General features: G+C 34.3%; 13 protein-coding genes and 1 pseudogene. 3 read left to right on the top strand and 11 right to left on the bottom strand.

Annotated elements, in window-relative coordinates; all coding sequences use genetic code 11:
- The first annotated feature begins 131 nt into the window (after positions 1–131).
- Entirely contained in the window at positions 132–977 is an 846-nt protein-coding gene (locus NSQ92_RS23505) for an SDR family NAD(P)-dependent oxidoreductase (protein ID WP_235844539.1), read from the top strand.
- A 422-nt stretch (positions 978–1,399) separates the two neighbouring features.
- Here NSQ92_RS23505 and NSQ92_RS23500 read toward each other — a convergent pair whose 3' ends face one another.
- The 4 genes from NSQ92_RS23500 to NSQ92_RS23485 all read right to left on the bottom strand — a co-directional run bounded on the left by NSQ92_RS23500 (position 1,400) and on the right by NSQ92_RS23485 (position 6,780).
- On the bottom strand, positions 1,400–3,823 hold the full coding sequence (locus NSQ92_RS23500; protein ID WP_144546769.1) for a hypothetical protein: 2,424 nt from the start codon (positions 3,821–3,823) through the stop codon (positions 1,400–1,402).
- A complete protein-coding gene (locus tag NSQ92_RS23495) occupies positions 3,820–4,488 on the bottom strand; it encodes an ABC transporter ATP-binding protein (protein WP_144546771.1) in 669 nt (222 codons plus the stop codon). The genes NSQ92_RS23500 and NSQ92_RS23495 overlap by 4 nt, the downstream gene beginning before the upstream one ends.
- Positions 4,489–4,559: 71 nt before the next feature.
- Positions 4,560–4,937, bottom strand: a complete 378-nt coding sequence (locus NSQ92_RS23490) for a hypothetical protein (protein ID WP_144546773.1) — start codon at positions 4,935–4,937, stop codon at positions 4,560–4,562.
- Positions 4,938–5,760: 823 nt separating this feature from the next.
- Positions 5,761–6,780 carry a zinc-binding alcohol dehydrogenase family protein gene (locus tag NSQ92_RS23485; protein ID WP_341153253.1) on the bottom strand — a complete coding sequence of 340 codons (1,020 nt, stop codon included), beginning with the start codon at positions 6,778–6,780 and terminating at the stop codon, positions 5,761–5,763.
- 209 nt (positions 6,781–6,989) lie between these two features.
- Between NSQ92_RS23485 and NSQ92_RS23480 the strand changes: the two genes are divergently transcribed.
- On the top strand, positions 6,990–7,349 hold the full coding sequence (locus tag NSQ92_RS23480) for a winged helix-turn-helix transcriptional regulator (RefSeq protein WP_047943959.1): 360 nt from the start codon (positions 6,990–6,992) through the stop codon (positions 7,347–7,349).
- Between the two features lie 190 nt (positions 7,350–7,539).
- Here the strand turns inward: NSQ92_RS23480 and NSQ92_RS23475 are convergent, their stop codons facing one another.
- From NSQ92_RS23475 to NSQ92_RS23445, 7 genes and pseudogenes are all read right to left on the bottom strand, one after another.
- Positions 7,540–8,346: a hypothetical protein gene (locus NSQ92_RS23475; RefSeq protein ID WP_047943958.1), complete on the bottom strand. Its 807-nt coding sequence runs from the start codon at positions 8,344–8,346 to the stop codon at positions 7,540–7,542.
- Between the two features lie 409 nt (positions 8,347–8,755).
- A complete protein-coding gene (locus NSQ92_RS23470; RefSeq protein WP_047943957.1) occupies positions 8,756–9,127 on the bottom strand; it encodes a DUF1304 domain-containing protein in 372 nt (123 codons plus the stop codon).
- A gap of 42 nt (positions 9,128–9,169) precedes the next feature.
- Entirely contained in the window at positions 9,170–9,808 is a 639-nt protein-coding gene (locus NSQ92_RS23465; RefSeq protein WP_047943956.1) for a nitroreductase family protein, read from the bottom strand.
- Between the two features lie 405 nt (positions 9,809–10,213).
- Positions 10,214–10,510: a putative quinol monooxygenase gene (locus NSQ92_RS23460; RefSeq protein WP_047943955.1), complete on the bottom strand. Its 297-nt coding sequence runs from the start codon at positions 10,508–10,510 to the stop codon at positions 10,214–10,216.
- A 74-nt stretch (positions 10,511–10,584) separates the two neighbouring features.
- Positions 10,585–10,771 (bottom strand): annotated as a pseudogene (locus tag NSQ92_RS23455) (hypothetical protein); the annotation flags it as partial.
- 32 nt (positions 10,772–10,803) lie between these two features.
- Positions 10,804–11,232 (bottom strand): MarR family winged helix-turn-helix transcriptional regulator, encoded by a 429-nt coding sequence (locus NSQ92_RS23450; RefSeq protein ID WP_047943954.1) that lies wholly within the window; start codon positions 11,230–11,232, stop codon positions 10,804–10,806.
- 822 nt (positions 11,233–12,054) lie between these two features.
- Entirely contained in the window at positions 12,055–12,747 is a 693-nt protein-coding gene (locus NSQ92_RS23445) for a DUF1963 domain-containing protein (RefSeq protein WP_341153252.1), read from the bottom strand.
- Positions 12,748–13,157: 410 nt separating this feature from the next.
- On the opposite strand from NSQ92_RS23445, the gene NSQ92_RS23440 reads away from it, so the two are divergent.
- On the top strand, positions 13,158–14,411 hold the full coding sequence (locus tag NSQ92_RS23440; RefSeq protein ID WP_341153251.1) for a DUF5068 domain-containing protein: 1,254 nt from the start codon (positions 13,158–13,160) through the stop codon (positions 14,409–14,411).
- Positions 14,412–15,223: the final 812 nt, after the last annotated feature.

Below are 15,223 nucleotides of genomic sequence, written 5' to 3'. Positions count from 1 at the left end.
TAAAAAAATTCTTTGCTTTTTCTTTGCTTAAATTTATTATACAATCCTTTCAATCTAAGTGACAATTGTAACTTAAGTGTCAATTGTTCATTTACCAACAAAAATTATTTATCATATCGGAGGTAATTATTTTGGGAACAGGAAAGGTAGTAGTCATTACTGGAGCCAATAATGGGATTGGTCTAGAATTAGCCAAAAAAATGCTAGCAGAAGGGAGTCAAGTTATTGCATTAATACGTTCTTCTTTTTCAAAGGACGACCTCTTTATTCAATCAAAAATTACTACAGGACAATTACGAATTTATAAAGCCGATTTATCTGATTTTAACAGTCTAAAAAATGCGCTGGAAGAAATAAAAGCAACGGAGAAGAAAATAGATTTCCTTTTCAATAACGCTGGCGGCAGTTTTCCTTCGTTATTATTTTCTAAGCAAAATCGCGAACTACATTATGAACTTCAGACAGTAGTGCCTTATATTATTTTTAAGGAGCTGTCCCCTTTATTTGAAATGGGAGAAGATAAGACAATTGTTAATACATCTTCAGCTGTCATCCTTCGCGTGAAACAGTTTGATCCAGATACATTGGAAAACCCATCTTCCTTTAAAAAGTTATTTGGTCCCTATGCGACAGCAAAGCTAGCTTTATCTTTATGGACAAAAGAAATAGCAAAAAGAGAGAGTGCCAATGGATTCCGGTTTCTAAGTGTAGACCCCGGGAGTAACAATACGTTACGGAAAGAAAAAAAATCAGGTATTCCCTTTTATATAAAACCATTGATGAAGTTTTTCTTTTCCCCACCGACAAAAGGGGCTGCTTTACTCTATGATGCCGCAATGGATAAGACTGGAGCAGTTTCTGGGGACTTTATTGTAAAGGGGAAAAGCACGAAGGTTACATTTGCTGAATATAGTTCCATTGTTTTAGAGGGAGTACATAGGATTTATGTGAGGGAATTTTTGAATAGTGAGGAATAGAGGATAATAAAAAGAAGGTCTGCAGGATAATCAGGGTTTGTTTCGAATAAAGTTTGATTATAGTTTATACTCAAATATGTTTTACCTTCATTTTCATTAATAGTCCTCCTCTTCATGTCTTGTAATCTAATATGCTCATCGACAAAGAATGATTTTCCTTGCATTATCTTTTTAATTATTGTTGAATATTTGATTGTACAAAATACACCTCATCTAATAAAAGATGAAGTGTATTTTATCCTTAACTCTAGTTCAGATATCGACCAATAGTATCAAAACTCATAATTGCTAGCTTAATTTATCCACAGCACTCGACATTCCATTCCTTTTTCCTTGAGTGTCACTGTAAGAGTGAAGTTAATTATGTTTTGACTCTGAAACACAATTTATTTGATACAAATTAGTAAAAAACTAATTCAAGGCTATCCCTTGCTAAACGGTTTTAATTTTGTAATGGTAGTCACGACGATTGCAATTGATAAAATACCTATAGAGATTAATATACTAATAAAAATCCAACTGTATGAAACATTCATTCCAAATAAAATCAAACTTCCTAAAAGAACCCCTAAAACAATTGGGACTCCTGACCAGAGAGAGATTTCTTTAGAGAAATGAATCAATATACGACCTTTAGTCCACCCAATAATATGGTACATAGAAAATTCCTTCGCTCGGTATTGAAGGAGTGCTGTAATACTCTCACTAACTGCTAGGTAAGAAAGCAGTACGGTTATCACTATAATGGAAATTTGTATGATTAATGTTTCATCCATTGTAAATTGACCTAGTGTTGTTTCCTTAGCTTTTTCAATGGAATATCCTAAGTTAGATATCTGAATAATCAGTAGTATAATCGAAATGAACAAAACAAAAATGGTTGGTAATATAAACTCTTTATAATGAATAATTGCTGGAACTTTCTTATATTCCATTATCCTAGTTTTATTCCCTGATCCATTTCTTAAAAATAATAAACATACCATGACCACGGTTAGGAACCATAATAATGAAGAGAGTAAATAAGGGAATGCATCTTGTTTGAATAGAGTAAATAAAATAATGCTAACTACATACCCAATAGTAATAATAATAAATTGTTCAAGACAGTTCCGTAGAAAAATAAATTTCCTTTTCCACCCTAATAGATATAGTAACTCATCTTCCTTATATAAGGCTTTTTTTTCAAAAGTTACTCTTGAATATAACCATAGAAACCCAAAAAGAGAAAACAATATGAAAGAAATCACGGACATGTGATTCCAATTTTCACTCAGCTCTTGTGCTACCCCCAGAGTTGTCCAAGGCTCCAGTATCTGGCCTAAACCTTCAACATCTAATCTCATTTGTTTAAAAGAGGAACCAGCAACAATATCCACTTCATAACCAGATTTTAGTAGGTCTATTGCAACTTGTTCAATTTTCTCTTGAGCATCCACGTTATATTTATTTATCCCGGCCACTTTGATCCTTATTGCATCAATCGGTTTTTGACCTTTTACCATTTCAGCAGCTTCCAGGGTTGTTATCCCGCTCGCTGGTGTAGGAATAAAGCTTCCAGGAAAGATTGTAGATTGTACCACTTTACCGTCTAAGCTTTTTGACTCTGTGGTAGAATATATACCTAATGGGCTTGAAGCTAACTGGTTAGTATCCTTATTAGGTGAAAATTCTCCCACTTGTTCAATAATAAAGGGCACCTTTTGACTTTGATAGGCACTTATCCCCTTTTTATTTACTGTTTTATATATTGGGGGAGGTCCATCTTCAAGTATGGGCACTTCTAGATTATTTTCATTTATTTTATAGTTGATTTTTGATGCTATGTAATAAATCGAGGTATCTTGGTCAGACATAAAGCGATCAGTCTCACTTATACTGAAATCCTCCCCAATCTTTACAGCTGTCCCCTCAAACGGTTTTTGGAATTTTGATAAATCTAAATTATATTCTCTATTATCAAGCGCTTTAGCTTTAGATAGTTCATTAATTACTTGCTCCATTTTTTCAGGTTTTTCATAGCCCATTAATAGTGAGTCATCTTTCATCAGGCCTAATTTCTCCTGATATTCTCCGAGATCTACATCTATCCTATCTGTCTTCACAGTCATATATAATGGAATATTTATATCCTGCCGCTGTATAACTTTGATAACGGGTGGATTTCCTAAACTTTCCCGAACTTCTTTAAATTCAATATCATTAATCTCTTTATCTAATTCAGAATAGTCAATTCCAGTTAACTTACTTTCGCTCTCAACATCAATAGCAGCTAATAGATAATAATTAAAAGGCATTAGGACTGTCATTGCTACACCTGTTAAGGAATTTGGATACGAAGCGTCAATATATTGTATGTTTCCTGGAACCGAACCATCAAAATAATATAACTCCTCTTTCTGATCAATAGGATATTTATGAATCCCATCCGAGGTATAAAATTGCCAAGAAAATCTTGTTGGTTCCTTTAATACTGGAAGTTCAATAGACATCCTTTTACCACTAAAATACCCTAGAGATGCTACTGGAGCGGCCAATTCTATGTCCGGGTTTCTTTTAATCTGTTCCCAATCAGAAATAGAAATACCACCTCCCCCATCACCGATATAATTCTCTTCAATCATTCCTAATTTTTTTTCAACATCTGTTCTTGTAGAACTTGGTCGTACTAGGATGTCATATGTACCTCGTCCGTATTCTTCTACGGAATGATTAACTGCTAACTTAATTTCTTTTGTGCTCTGAAAACCTAATGGAATAAGTGTATATAAACCAATAAATGCTAATAAAATGGTAATGGAGATCAACTTTCTGCTTAAAATACGAACCCAAGCAAAACGTATCATACAAATACCTCGTTTTCCTTCAAATTACCTTTGTATAATTTATAGGTCTTATCACCAAGTTTCGCAACTTCCTCATCATGGGTTACAATAATAATCGTTTGTCCTTTATTTTTGCATTCAATCAGAATGCGCAGAATGTTATCTCTATTTTCAATATCTAAGTTCCCAGTCGGTTCATCACATATCAGTACCTTTGGATTAGCCATTAAAGCTCTAGCAATCCCCACTCTTTGCTTTTCCCCTCCTGATAAAGATTCTGGCAGTCTAGCAAACAAAGAATTATTAATTCCCACACTCTCAAGTAATTTTTCCGCTCTAATATATAGTTCCTTTTTCGGATAATCATAAATAAGAGGTAACATGACATTATCAATAACAGAGTAGTGGGGCAAAAGTTTGAAGTCCTGAAATATAAAACCAATATTTTTTTTTCTATACTCGCTTCTCGCATTTTCATTCATGTGATAAATATTAGTTCTCTCATATAAGACCTCGCCTTTATCAGGCTTTAAAAGTCCTGAAATACATTTAAGTAAAGTAGACTTTCCTGTACCCGAAGGGCCTACGATCGTATACCACTGTCCCTCTTCAATAGACAAGGATACATTTTCTATTATGGAATTGGATTCAGAAAATGACTTTTGTAAATACTTTATATCAATCATGACGTTCCTCCTTAAATTGATTAATTACAATCACCCTAGTCAGTTGACTAGGGTGCCATAGAATTTTACATTTATTTTCTTAGTGTTACTGTTCCTGTTGCACGTGCAGTTCCACCCCCAGCGGATGAAACAGTTAGTGTAAGGTTCCATTTGTCGGTACTTAAGGAACCTAGATGATATGTAGATGATCTAGTTGTACTATAATAATTAGCAGCAGGATCTGTAAATCGAGTAGTAATACCATCATGGTACTTTACATTATAAATTCCGTTACCCCCACCCCAAGAAATAGTTTTAGTCATTATAGCAGAAGAACCAAATCTAATTTCATTTTTCGGACCACTAATCTTTGCTTCAGTTGGTATTGCTGCAGATACGTTAGATAAACCTATTCCTAGAGATATACCTATTGCCAATCCACCAACCGTTAATCTTTTCATTATATTCATTCGAATTTCACCTCCAATATTTTACAATTAGAGTATACTAAATAATATATTGCACGTAAACTATTTTTTCAAAAAATTTACACTAATCTATCTTATTTAAATTCAAATCTTTTTTCACTACTAAATGCTTAAGCAATAGACTCTATTTCTGATACATCTTGGTAGAAAAGATATAAAGCGCTATTACTTTAATTCTCCACTGCTGATGAATTCCATCTTTCTGTAAAATTTATTATTACTAGCAGAGGCCTTTGCATTGATTAGTCAATTGATTATAAACTGCTACCGCTTTGGCATAAGCATCTTTGTTAAAATCATTCTTTTTCCATAACTATTTTTCAAAATCAGGTTAGTAGCGCCTGTTTTCTAAGTGTAGACCCCGGGAGTAACAATACGTTACGGAAAGAAAAAAAATCAGGTATTCCCTTTTATATAAAACCATTGATGAAGTTTTTCTTTTCCCCACCGACAAAAGGGGCTGCTTTACTCTACGATGCCGCAATGGATAAGACTGGAGCAGTTTCTGGGGACTTTATTGTAAAGGGGAAAAGCACGAAGGTTACATTTGCTGAATATAGTTCCATTGTTTTAGAGGGAGTACATAGGATTTATGTGAGGGAATTTTTGAATAGTGAGGAATAGAGAATAATTCAATAATAAAAAATCTATTTAGGGAGGGGATAACAGCTTTGCTGGTTTTCCCCTCCCTTTTATAAGGCTAATCCCCAAAATTAAGTTCTAAATAGACTAATAATCTTCAATCCTAAGTCATTGTTAACCAAACAGTCTACTTTTTAGATAAGATGACCATCTCATTAGGCATTTATTCATTCTCAACTACTATTTTACCAATCATACTTCCCGTTTCTACAATTTTATGTGCTTTACGTAAGGTTTCGGCATTAATTGGTCTAAGAGTTTCTGTAAGGGTTGTTGTTACTTTCCCGTCATCTATTAGTTTACTTAGTTTGGATAAAAGTTCATGTTGTTTGATCATGTCTGGAGTTTCATACATGGATCTTGTAAACATAAATTCCCAAACAAACGTGACACTTTTATTTTTTAAAGCAGTAAGGTCGATAGGATTAGCCATTTCTACAATCGAGCAAATCCTTCCTTGAGGGAAAATAATATCGGCCATGTTTTGCCAATGCTGCTCTGTTTCGTTCAAACATAAAATGTACTCAACGCCTTTTATATCATGATCTTGTAGTTGAGTTCGAAAGTTTTCGTGATGGTTAATGATATAATCAGCACCTAATTTATTCACCCATTGCTTACTCTCTTCTCTAGATGCTGTGGCAATCACTTGTAAACCTGCCATTTTAGCTAATTGAATCGCTATGGAGCCCACTCCCCCAGCCCCGCCAATAATAAGAATGCTCTTAGATTGATTTTCTTCGTAGTTATTAATATCTATCATTAATCGATCAAATAAACTTTCCCATGCTGTTATCGATGTCAGTGGTAAAGCCGCTGATTGTGCAAAATTTAAAGACTTTGGCTTTAATCCGACAATTCTTTCATCAACCAAATGGTATTCGCTATACGTCCCTGGTCGAGTTAGGTCACCAGAATAAAACACTTCGTCTCCAGGTTTAAACATTGTACAATCCGGTCCAATTTCTTCCACCACTCCACTTGCATCCCAGCCTAAAATTCTTGGTTCTGTTTCTTCTTTATCTTTAGGAGCACGTACCTTTACATCAACCGGATTAATCGAAACAGCTTTTATTTTAACAAGTATATCTCTTTTGGTTGGTGTAGGTTTTTCCACTTGGACATCTATCAAACTTTCTTCCTTTTCAATCGGTAAATATTTATACAATCCAACTGCTTTCATTTAAAAGCCCTCCTTTTTTATTCATGTTTATTATAAAAAAGAAATATATTAAGAGTAAGTACGCACATTCTTGTAATCTGGTATCACACATGTTACCTATTAGGAGAGAAATGAAAGCAGCTGCAACTGACATTCTTGTAATCTGCTATTAACTATGTTACTAATTAAGAAAAGAAGAACAAGCAGAAATGAGAAAGGTATGAGTACCGATGAGAAATCGAAAGAAAGGGTATGGATGCCCTGAAGGATGTCCGGTTGAAGGAACGCTTGATGTGATCGGGGGTAAATGGAAAGGCGTTATTTTGTTTTATTTATTAGATGGAAAGAAAAGATTTAATGAATTCAGTAGATTAATGCCTGGTATTACCAAACGAATGTTATCTCTCCAATTAAGGGAACTGGAAGAAGACGGAATTGTTCATCGAGAAGTATATCCCGAAATCCCCCCTAAAGTGGAATACTCATTAACGGAATTTGGAAGAACGCTCGAACCAATTATTTCTCTAATGAATGAATGGGGAGAAAATTACAAAGAGTTTTTAAAAGAAAATAAGCGGGAATTAAAATAGGTTTTTAAGCTTAATATCGATTAAAAATAAAGTTTGCTTAAAGATAGTTCACACCCTCTTTTTGTGTAAAAAAAGAAAAATCCATTTTGAAAAAATTATCAAAATGGATTTTTTATTTGCTAAGTGTTATCCAATCTTTATAAAAAGGGTTACCACATTTGGTCTTTGAATCATGACAACGAAAAAGCTTTTAAGATAGTCTATTCGCTTCATCGATAAGTCCTATATTATACATGGATTCCAGCACAATTTTCTTTAACAATGGTTCATCAGATAGAACATGATGAAGTTGTATATCTCGAAACACAGCATATTGTGATGGTATTGGTGCACGAGATAAGTATGCTTTTAAAGCTGCTAAGTCTGGTTCAACGTCTATATTAATTTTAAAAGGAATGTGCGTTTCATTAGCAAGAAATGGAGCAATTACACCAAGACCATCCTGGGTTTGAATAGTTATCATTTTTTGTCGCTGCAATCTAAGCGTTTGAATATAGCGATAAGGATTAGCAATAATAGGCATTTGAATGTTTTTTTCTAAAAAGTTATCGATATACTTTAATAATTGTCGTTCAGACTGAGGATGAAGTTCATCATCCACTTCCCGTTCCTTGAATACTAAATAACTGTCTTCATCAGCGAAATAATTATAAAATAAATCACTATCTGTGCAATTGATACGTAAAAATTCGCGCAAATTTTTTGCGATTATACGGGTTGGCTTTTCAAACTCCATTGGACTTATACAGACAATAGGCGCCTCTTCAAGGTCAGAAACCGACCCATAGTCTGTTAAAAATCCATAATGAATACCATCTACTCCAATATGGCCAAATACAATAACATCGCTTGGTGTGTTAAAATAGCGAAAGTCGGATAATGAAATATAAAAGTGAAGCCCATTATAAAAAGATTCACAATCGCCTAGTTCCTTCTCTAATTCCATTAATTTTTGAAGGCTTGCTGGTATATCATACTTTCCAAAGTTGCGCTGCATTCAAAAACCGCCTTTTCTTTTTCCTTTATTTTACTATATTTGTTATTAGGAAACTACTTTATGGGCAATCTACTGAGTTAATGAAATACCCGCTACTCCCCTTCAATCATTCTCCCATTTGAATATGCATACCTCTTCCCTTCACTAAAAAACCCCCTGCCAATTATTAGAACTAAAGGGGGATAAACGTTGCAACTTTATACAAATGTAGCTTTCAAATAAAGATTAATTAAAACATTTTATTGACTCTTTATTTACCAAAGAATACAAAAAATCCATTTTGAATAAGTTTTCTTCAAAATGGATTTTCTTTTAATAACTCTGTTAGATTTTTTTATAAAAAAGTTTGATTGTTTTCATCTTATGATCTTCAACATACATATATTTATAAAATATAAAAGCTTCGGTTCTACATTACAGACAAAAGGGTAACCAGTGCTAAAATAGCTGGAATTCCTTGTTTCACAATAATTGATTTGTTGGATGTAAAGCCTCCGAAAATGGCTGCCACTACCACACAAATTACAAAAAACAACTGAATCATATAGCCAATTGAATTAAGTCCAAGTATTAGTCCCCAAATGAGACCAGCTGCTAAAAACCCATTATATAAACCTTGATTTGCAAACATGATGGCTACATTTCGATCTCTTTCTAAGTGCTTCGGTAAATTGAAAGCTCGTTTTGCCAATTTTGAATCAATAAAAAACATTTCAAGGATCATAATAAATAAATGTTCTATTGCTACTATCCCAACTAAAATGGCCGCAAGTACTTCCACTCACTAATCCCCCCCTTTTCTGTTTCCTAATATCAATTTATATTATTTCCATTGCGCAATTCTATCGACAGGGAGACGGTATGAAGCATATCCTTCATCGACTGCTTTTCCGATGGATAGAAGCATGACTGGTACATAGCGCTCCTTTTCCAATCCGAAAGCTTCAGCGATATTTTCTTTTTCATAGCCCCCTATTGGGTTTGTTTCATATCCGTGCGCGCGTGCTGTCAACATAAGCTGCATGGAGACGAGACCAGCGTCAACTAGAATCGTTTCCCGATTTACTTGCTCCGGTAGTTGTTCAAAATGTGCCTTCAAAGCCTCGATTTGTCTGTCTTTTACCTCCTGTGGCATGTATCCTAAGTCAACGGCTTTTGAATAAATTTCTTCTAAATAGTCTGCATTGTTCATATCTGCAAATACGGCGATTACGGCAGATGAAGTGGTGACTTGTGACTGATTAAATTTAGCAAGCCCCGCAAGTTTTTCTTTGGATTCTGGGCTTTCAATGATAAGAAAACGCCATGGCTGTGCGTTAACCGAAGATGGAGCTGTAGTCGCCTCCTCTAATATTTCAGTCATCTCTTCTTTGCTGATTTTAACTGTTGGATCATAGTTGCGAATGGATCGGCGCCCTTTCATTATTTTCATAAAATCGTTTGTTTTTAATGTAGTTTTCATGTGCAAACAACTCCTATAATTTTTTAATATTTTCTATATTTTTCTTGATTTACAACAGCACTTTCTTAAATACAGAACAGTCTTCTATGCTGACATTTCCGGTGAAGACTCTGACTTGCTCGGTTGAGCGAACAAGGATAAATACGGCTGCGCCATCGATATTCATTAGTTTTTTGTTCCTTCTACTTCTAATTAATTCGCAATTTTCAAAGGTGTTTTATAACTAAGTCGATAGCCATGCAGGAGAATCTCTTAAAAATGTAAACTTTACTATTCTTAGTAAGATTCGGACATGTCATTATCATCCAGATATTTTTTAATTAACAATCTTACCATTTATAATTCGCAATAAAAAAGTGATGTCTACTTATAACTCACCAAAGATTTTTTTTGCACTAGAACTCCCTAACTTTGCAAAGGGTGTCCATCATATGCTTTTATATCAAGTGGCGCAACTAAAAAGTTACTAGCTTTGGCCACGAAAGAAGTAAAATGTTCACTTGTATTATGGCTTTCTACCGCCGCTGCATCTTGCCATACTTCAACCATGGTAAATGTATGGTTCTTTTCTATATCCTTATATAAATTGTAAGAAATATTTCCACTTTCTTGTCTAGAAGCACGCATTAGTGTTTCTATCTCTTCTAAAAAACTTTGTTGCTTTGTTGAGTCTATTTGCATTACAGCATGAATAATAATCATCGTTCTCCTCCTCTTCTCTGAATCTTTTTATGTTAAAGAAAATTTAAAACATCCATGAACACGCAGTGTGTATATCAATCCACCACAGGACTTGTTTCTTTCCCTTTTTTCTTCCACTGTACAATTCGAACAGATTTATAACCTCTGTCTGCTGCTTTCCCAATTGAAATAAGCATCACTGGTATATAACGATCCTTTTCTAAAACTACCGATTAGGCATGTATCGTATCCATGTTCGCGTGCTACAAGCATTAGCTGCATATTTGAACGGCGTCCTCTTAAAATTTTACGTATTAGATTTCTTTTATGTTATTTTGAATACGATTTAGCATATCAAATAGCAAATCTCGTTCCTCTTCACTAATATCTTTTAGCATAGAAGTGACGAAACGTTTCTTTTCTTCTTGATAGCAACTAATTTTTTGACGTCCATAATCAGTAAGCGTCACAAGCGTAATCCTATTGTCACTTGTTTTTTTTCGTCTTAAAATCAACCCGTTTACTTCGAGTTGTTTTAAATGCCGCGTGATGGCAGCATTGTCAATATTCATCTCCTTTTGAAGCGCTTTTTGGCTCATTTCATCCACTTGATAAAGATGGCTCAAAAGTTCAAGGCGCGACTGACTAACACCTGTACACCCTTCAAATTTCGAATTGATTTCTTTATTAATAAAAAATAATTTATATAAAATAATTGCTTCCTTAGAGCAAGAATTTGTCAATAACTTCCCTCCTTTTTTATTTTTTGAAATTATTTGACCTATCAATCATTGACCCATCAAATAATTTAACTCAATTGGATTTAAAATGCAAGTATTTTTATTTTTCCTTTTGTAACTTTGAAATAAAATTTGATTAATTTCGTTTCAAATCTTGTTGGTTTGGAATAAAATTTGTGGGTTTGATTAATGATTTTCAAAAACCCCTGTCTATGCAGGGAGTTCCAGAAAGCTTTTTAGCGAGGTAATAAGAAACCTCCTTCTTGCGTGGGATAAAGAGTTGGTTTCCTCAACCACTTTATCTCACGCAAGAAGGAGGTATGCCCATATGAAGGACATGAATAGTTTATTTAGTGCATATTACCTAGAATAATATGTATCACATAGTTTTTCCCATGCAAAACATCTTTCGAATTAGTACTTTGTTTAAGTGTACCTTTTCGAAGTTGTTTTATAGTGTCTCTTTATTCTAGATAGTATATACAAGTATTTTACCTGCAGCTTTAAAATAAAGTAACTTAAGGAAATAGCATTGTGTTTTGCCTTCTCTGGAAAATACATTATAAACATTAAGTATTAAACAAAACCAGTCGTATACAAGCTAAGCTAACTAAACCGAAAACGGTTGAATCTCGCGGCTTAAACTGTCCCGATTCGCCAAAATCCCAAGAGACAAGACGAAACGACTCCACCGACCGCTGGCTTAACCCTAACATAATTTTACCATTTGCAGTCCGGAAACAGCTTAAATTATTTCATGCTGACGGGCATGGGTAGAAAAACCTACTTTTTAGCGCCAGTTTATCTTATCTGACCGCCAAACCCTCAATAACAATCCCAATGCATATGCCATTCACCAGTCGAACAAGACCTGAACAAGTAAATCGTCCCGTTGTCACCCACCATAAATCTCGGCTTTTCCTCGCTTCCGATCTGCATGATATACTGACAATCTTCTAAGGAAACCGGTGACTGGATATAGGATGCGTATCCTCCTATTTTCGTTTGCGGGTAACTGCCGAATTCATCGAAGAACTGATCGCTCGCATCTTCATCCTCGTTCACTTCCGTCAAGTCAACATAATCCCAAGCCTCTTCCCAGCACGGGTAATCATCGCTATCAGCCTTGTGCCATCTAATCTGAAACTCCCTGAGACCTCTTGCTTCTTCCGGTGTTTCCATTAATTGCAGCTCTTCCACCGACTGATGCTCGATGAGTAGCCAGCCTTCTCCGTTCTTGACAGGATAGATTGGAAGCTGTTTCCTGTTCAGAAATAGCTGGATCAAACTTGCCTCTCCCACACCATCGATCCCACCAGGTATTTCAGGCACATACGCTTGCAATACGGGAATCATGGGACCATCTTTGTCATGAGGCCATCCCGCTTCTTTATCGATATAAAAATGCCCGCCAAACCAACTCATCCTCGCTTCCTCCGGACGAAATCCGCCAATTTGCGCCAAGACCGGCTTTTTTCCTATTTCCCTAAGTGAATTGAACGCCTCAAATTGTGTCATCGTAAGCAGTTCTCCTCCCGGTATCTAGTTAGATTTTTACTGGATAGACGGATGGCAGTCTTTCTATTAGTTCCATCCATTTCCTTAAGTATAATTGATGCCGATACGCAGCTCAAATATGCTCCTGACTCTTTTATCCAAGACAGCAAAATCGAAAAATCTAGCTTCTTCTTTCTTAATTTCTCGTGAAAGCAGGTTGATCAATCTATGCTTTAATGACTTTTCGCCGTTCATTCATCCATTTTTCTATCAAAATTTTCAGAAAGTTTCATACTACAAAACTTATTGAAATTGGGGATAAAGTCTTCTTCAAAACTAGATAAAATATACCATTTTTGTAATATTAAAGGAATTCTTATCTATTTTCCTTTATAATAATTATGGTCTACATAAAAAGAAGGGGTGTAAATGTGAAAAAAACGAAAGTATTATCGGTATCAATCCTTTCTGCAGCAATGTTATTGTTGGCGGCTTGCGGAAATGAAGAAAAAGCTTCTGAATCTCCAAAGGAGAATGATTCAAAGGCTAAAACAGAGGAAACAAGTAATAAAGGGAAAACGAATGAAAAAGCAGAAGAATCAGATACTAAATCAGGTGAGGTATTGAATCCAAGTATTGCAGAAGAAACAGAAGGAAATGTTGAAGTGGTTTATACCAATAAAGAACCTGGATTTTTAAATGATATTAAAGGTTTCAAAGTATCCGTTAACGAGTACCAAATTGTTAAAGTAACAGACATGAACGAAGATTCTAAGTTGCGTTTTGATGGCCAGAATAATGGATACGTAATAACGACTAAAGTTACCATTGAAAATGGAACCGATAAACCAATGTATTATAATAATAATCATAAGATCCAGCTAAGCAATGAGTATGATTATATTCCGGCTGACTGGAAAACTCTTGTACCTGAAGATCAGCAGATTAATAGAATCAAAAAGAATAAAGAAAAGATTACTTTATATGAAGCTGGCGAGAAGGTAACTGGCTTAATGAGTTTCAGATTATCAGATGCTGAATTTGAAAAATTAAAAACAGTAAAACCAAAATATATAATTGAAGGCGGTTTAGCTGATAATGACCAAGCTAAAAATAGTAACATGCAGCAGTCGCCGGCTTATGATTTTATTTATAGCGAAGAACAAGCAAAACAAACAGCTGAACAACCCCAATTTTATCAAGATCGTTTAACGACTGATAATATGGCTGACAAAAAAATGATTTTTGAAAAATCTGGAATTAATGATAGCAAAGAGATAGATAAAGTGAAAATTACCCTTGAAGGTGTACAATATACTGAAGTGATTCCAACAGAAGCCAATAAAGAACGCTTTAGAAATTTTGGTGATAATGGGATTGTGGCTGTGACTGTCAAATTGAATGTTGATAATCAAACATCAGAACCTGTTGACATATCGAATCTAAAAACTACTCTTAATATTGATGACAATCGTGCGAAAGTGTTAAGTCAGGGTATGGTGGAACCTCGTGAACAAAGGGAGATTGCTGCGGGACAAAAAGGTGAAAAACTGCATGTTTTCCTACTTAGAAAAGATGAATTTGAAATATATAAAAAGTTTGATATGAGATTTGGTCCATTTGTCGGTACAGATGGCAAAGACCAATTCAAAGGAAAATCTGCTACCTTTAACTTACCAAGATAAATAAAAAAAACAGAAACCAGTGTCAGTCTAGAATAGGCACTGGTTTTTTCGGACTTATTATGAGTTCACAAATGTACAATCCTTATCACTTATGATGGGGATTTTAGCTTGTTATTTTGGCTTAGCAAATGATTTTTTTGCGAATTCAAATCTGATTGTTCCATTTTGTGGTTTACATAACTATTCTAATTATACTTGGTATAATATGCAATAATATTTAAAAACTGGTTAATGACTCTTTCTCTTATACGGTACTGTAAGTGAATAAAAGGAACCATTTTAATTAAAGTTTGAGCAAAATAGTTTCTTATTTTAAATTTATCCATTATCTTGTAAAAAAGTTTAAATATAAAATATTTATGTCATTAATTCCGTTTCCAACAGTTCTATCTCATCCTCTTCAAATTTTTCCGAAATCTAATCATTTATTCTATCTTCTGCTTGCTGAATTTCTGTATTTTTATGTTAAATTTTATTAACTATTCTATATATCTGCAGTCTTCTTTATCTAATCAAACTAATGGATATTTCTTCATAATTGGCGTTTGAAATCTATATTTATTTATTTTTATTTGACTCTAAATGTGTGGTACTTCTTTTCTTGTGAAAGAAATTAATGATTTTACTGTTTAGCTATCCTAACATATATTTAAAATCATCTAACTCATAATCAGTACTAAGAATGCAGTACCATTATAAAAATGCCCATGTATCTAAAGAAATGTATATTCTGATGCTGTGTCAGGAGTTAATATCTTGATATCTCTAAATCAAAGTTATGAGCAGTCCAATGTTCTACCATTTTTTCTAAT

Origin of the sequence: Niallia sp. FSL M8-0099, assembly GCF_038006945.1 — a bacterium.
GTDB lineage: Bacteria > Bacillota > Bacilli > Bacillales > Cytobacillaceae > Niallia > Niallia circulans.
The sequence above is the reverse complement of the archived record's forward strand: the minus strand, read 5'-3'. Positions and strand labels throughout refer to the sequence as shown.

Excerpts from the sequence above, each read along its gene's own strand:
- NSQ92_RS23445 (WP_341153252.1), bottom strand. The coding sequence starts at position 12,747 with ATGACACAATTTGAGGCGTTCAATTCACTTAGGGAAATAGGAAAAAAG.
- NSQ92_RS23475 (WP_047943958.1), bottom strand. The coding sequence starts at position 8,346 with ATGCAGCGCAACTTTGGAAAGTATGATATACCAGCAAGCCTTCAAAAA.
- NSQ92_RS23485 (WP_341153253.1), bottom strand. The coding sequence starts at position 6,780 with ATGAAAGCAGTTGGATTGTATAAATATTTACCGATTGAAAAGGAAGAA.
- NSQ92_RS23495 (WP_144546771.1), bottom strand. The coding sequence starts at position 4,488 with ATGATTGATATAAAGTATTTACAAAAGTCATTTTCTGAATCCAATTCC.
- NSQ92_RS23465 (WP_047943956.1), bottom strand. The coding sequence starts at position 9,808 with ATGAAAACTACATTAAAAACAAACGATTTTATGAAAATAATGAAAGGG.
- NSQ92_RS23500 (WP_144546769.1), bottom strand. The coding sequence starts at position 3,823 with ATGATACGTTTTGCTTGGGTTCGTATTTTAAGCAGAAAGTTGATCTCC.
- NSQ92_RS23480 (WP_047943959.1), top strand. The coding sequence starts at position 6,990 with ATGAGAAATCGAAAGAAAGGGTATGGATGCCCTGAAGGATGTCCGGTT.
- NSQ92_RS23460 (WP_047943955.1), bottom strand. The coding sequence starts at position 10,510 with ATGATTATTATTCATGCTGTAATGCAAATAGACTCAACAAAGCAACAA.
- NSQ92_RS23490 (WP_144546773.1), bottom strand. The coding sequence starts at position 4,937 with ATGAATATAATGAAAAGATTAACGGTTGGTGGATTGGCAATAGGTATA.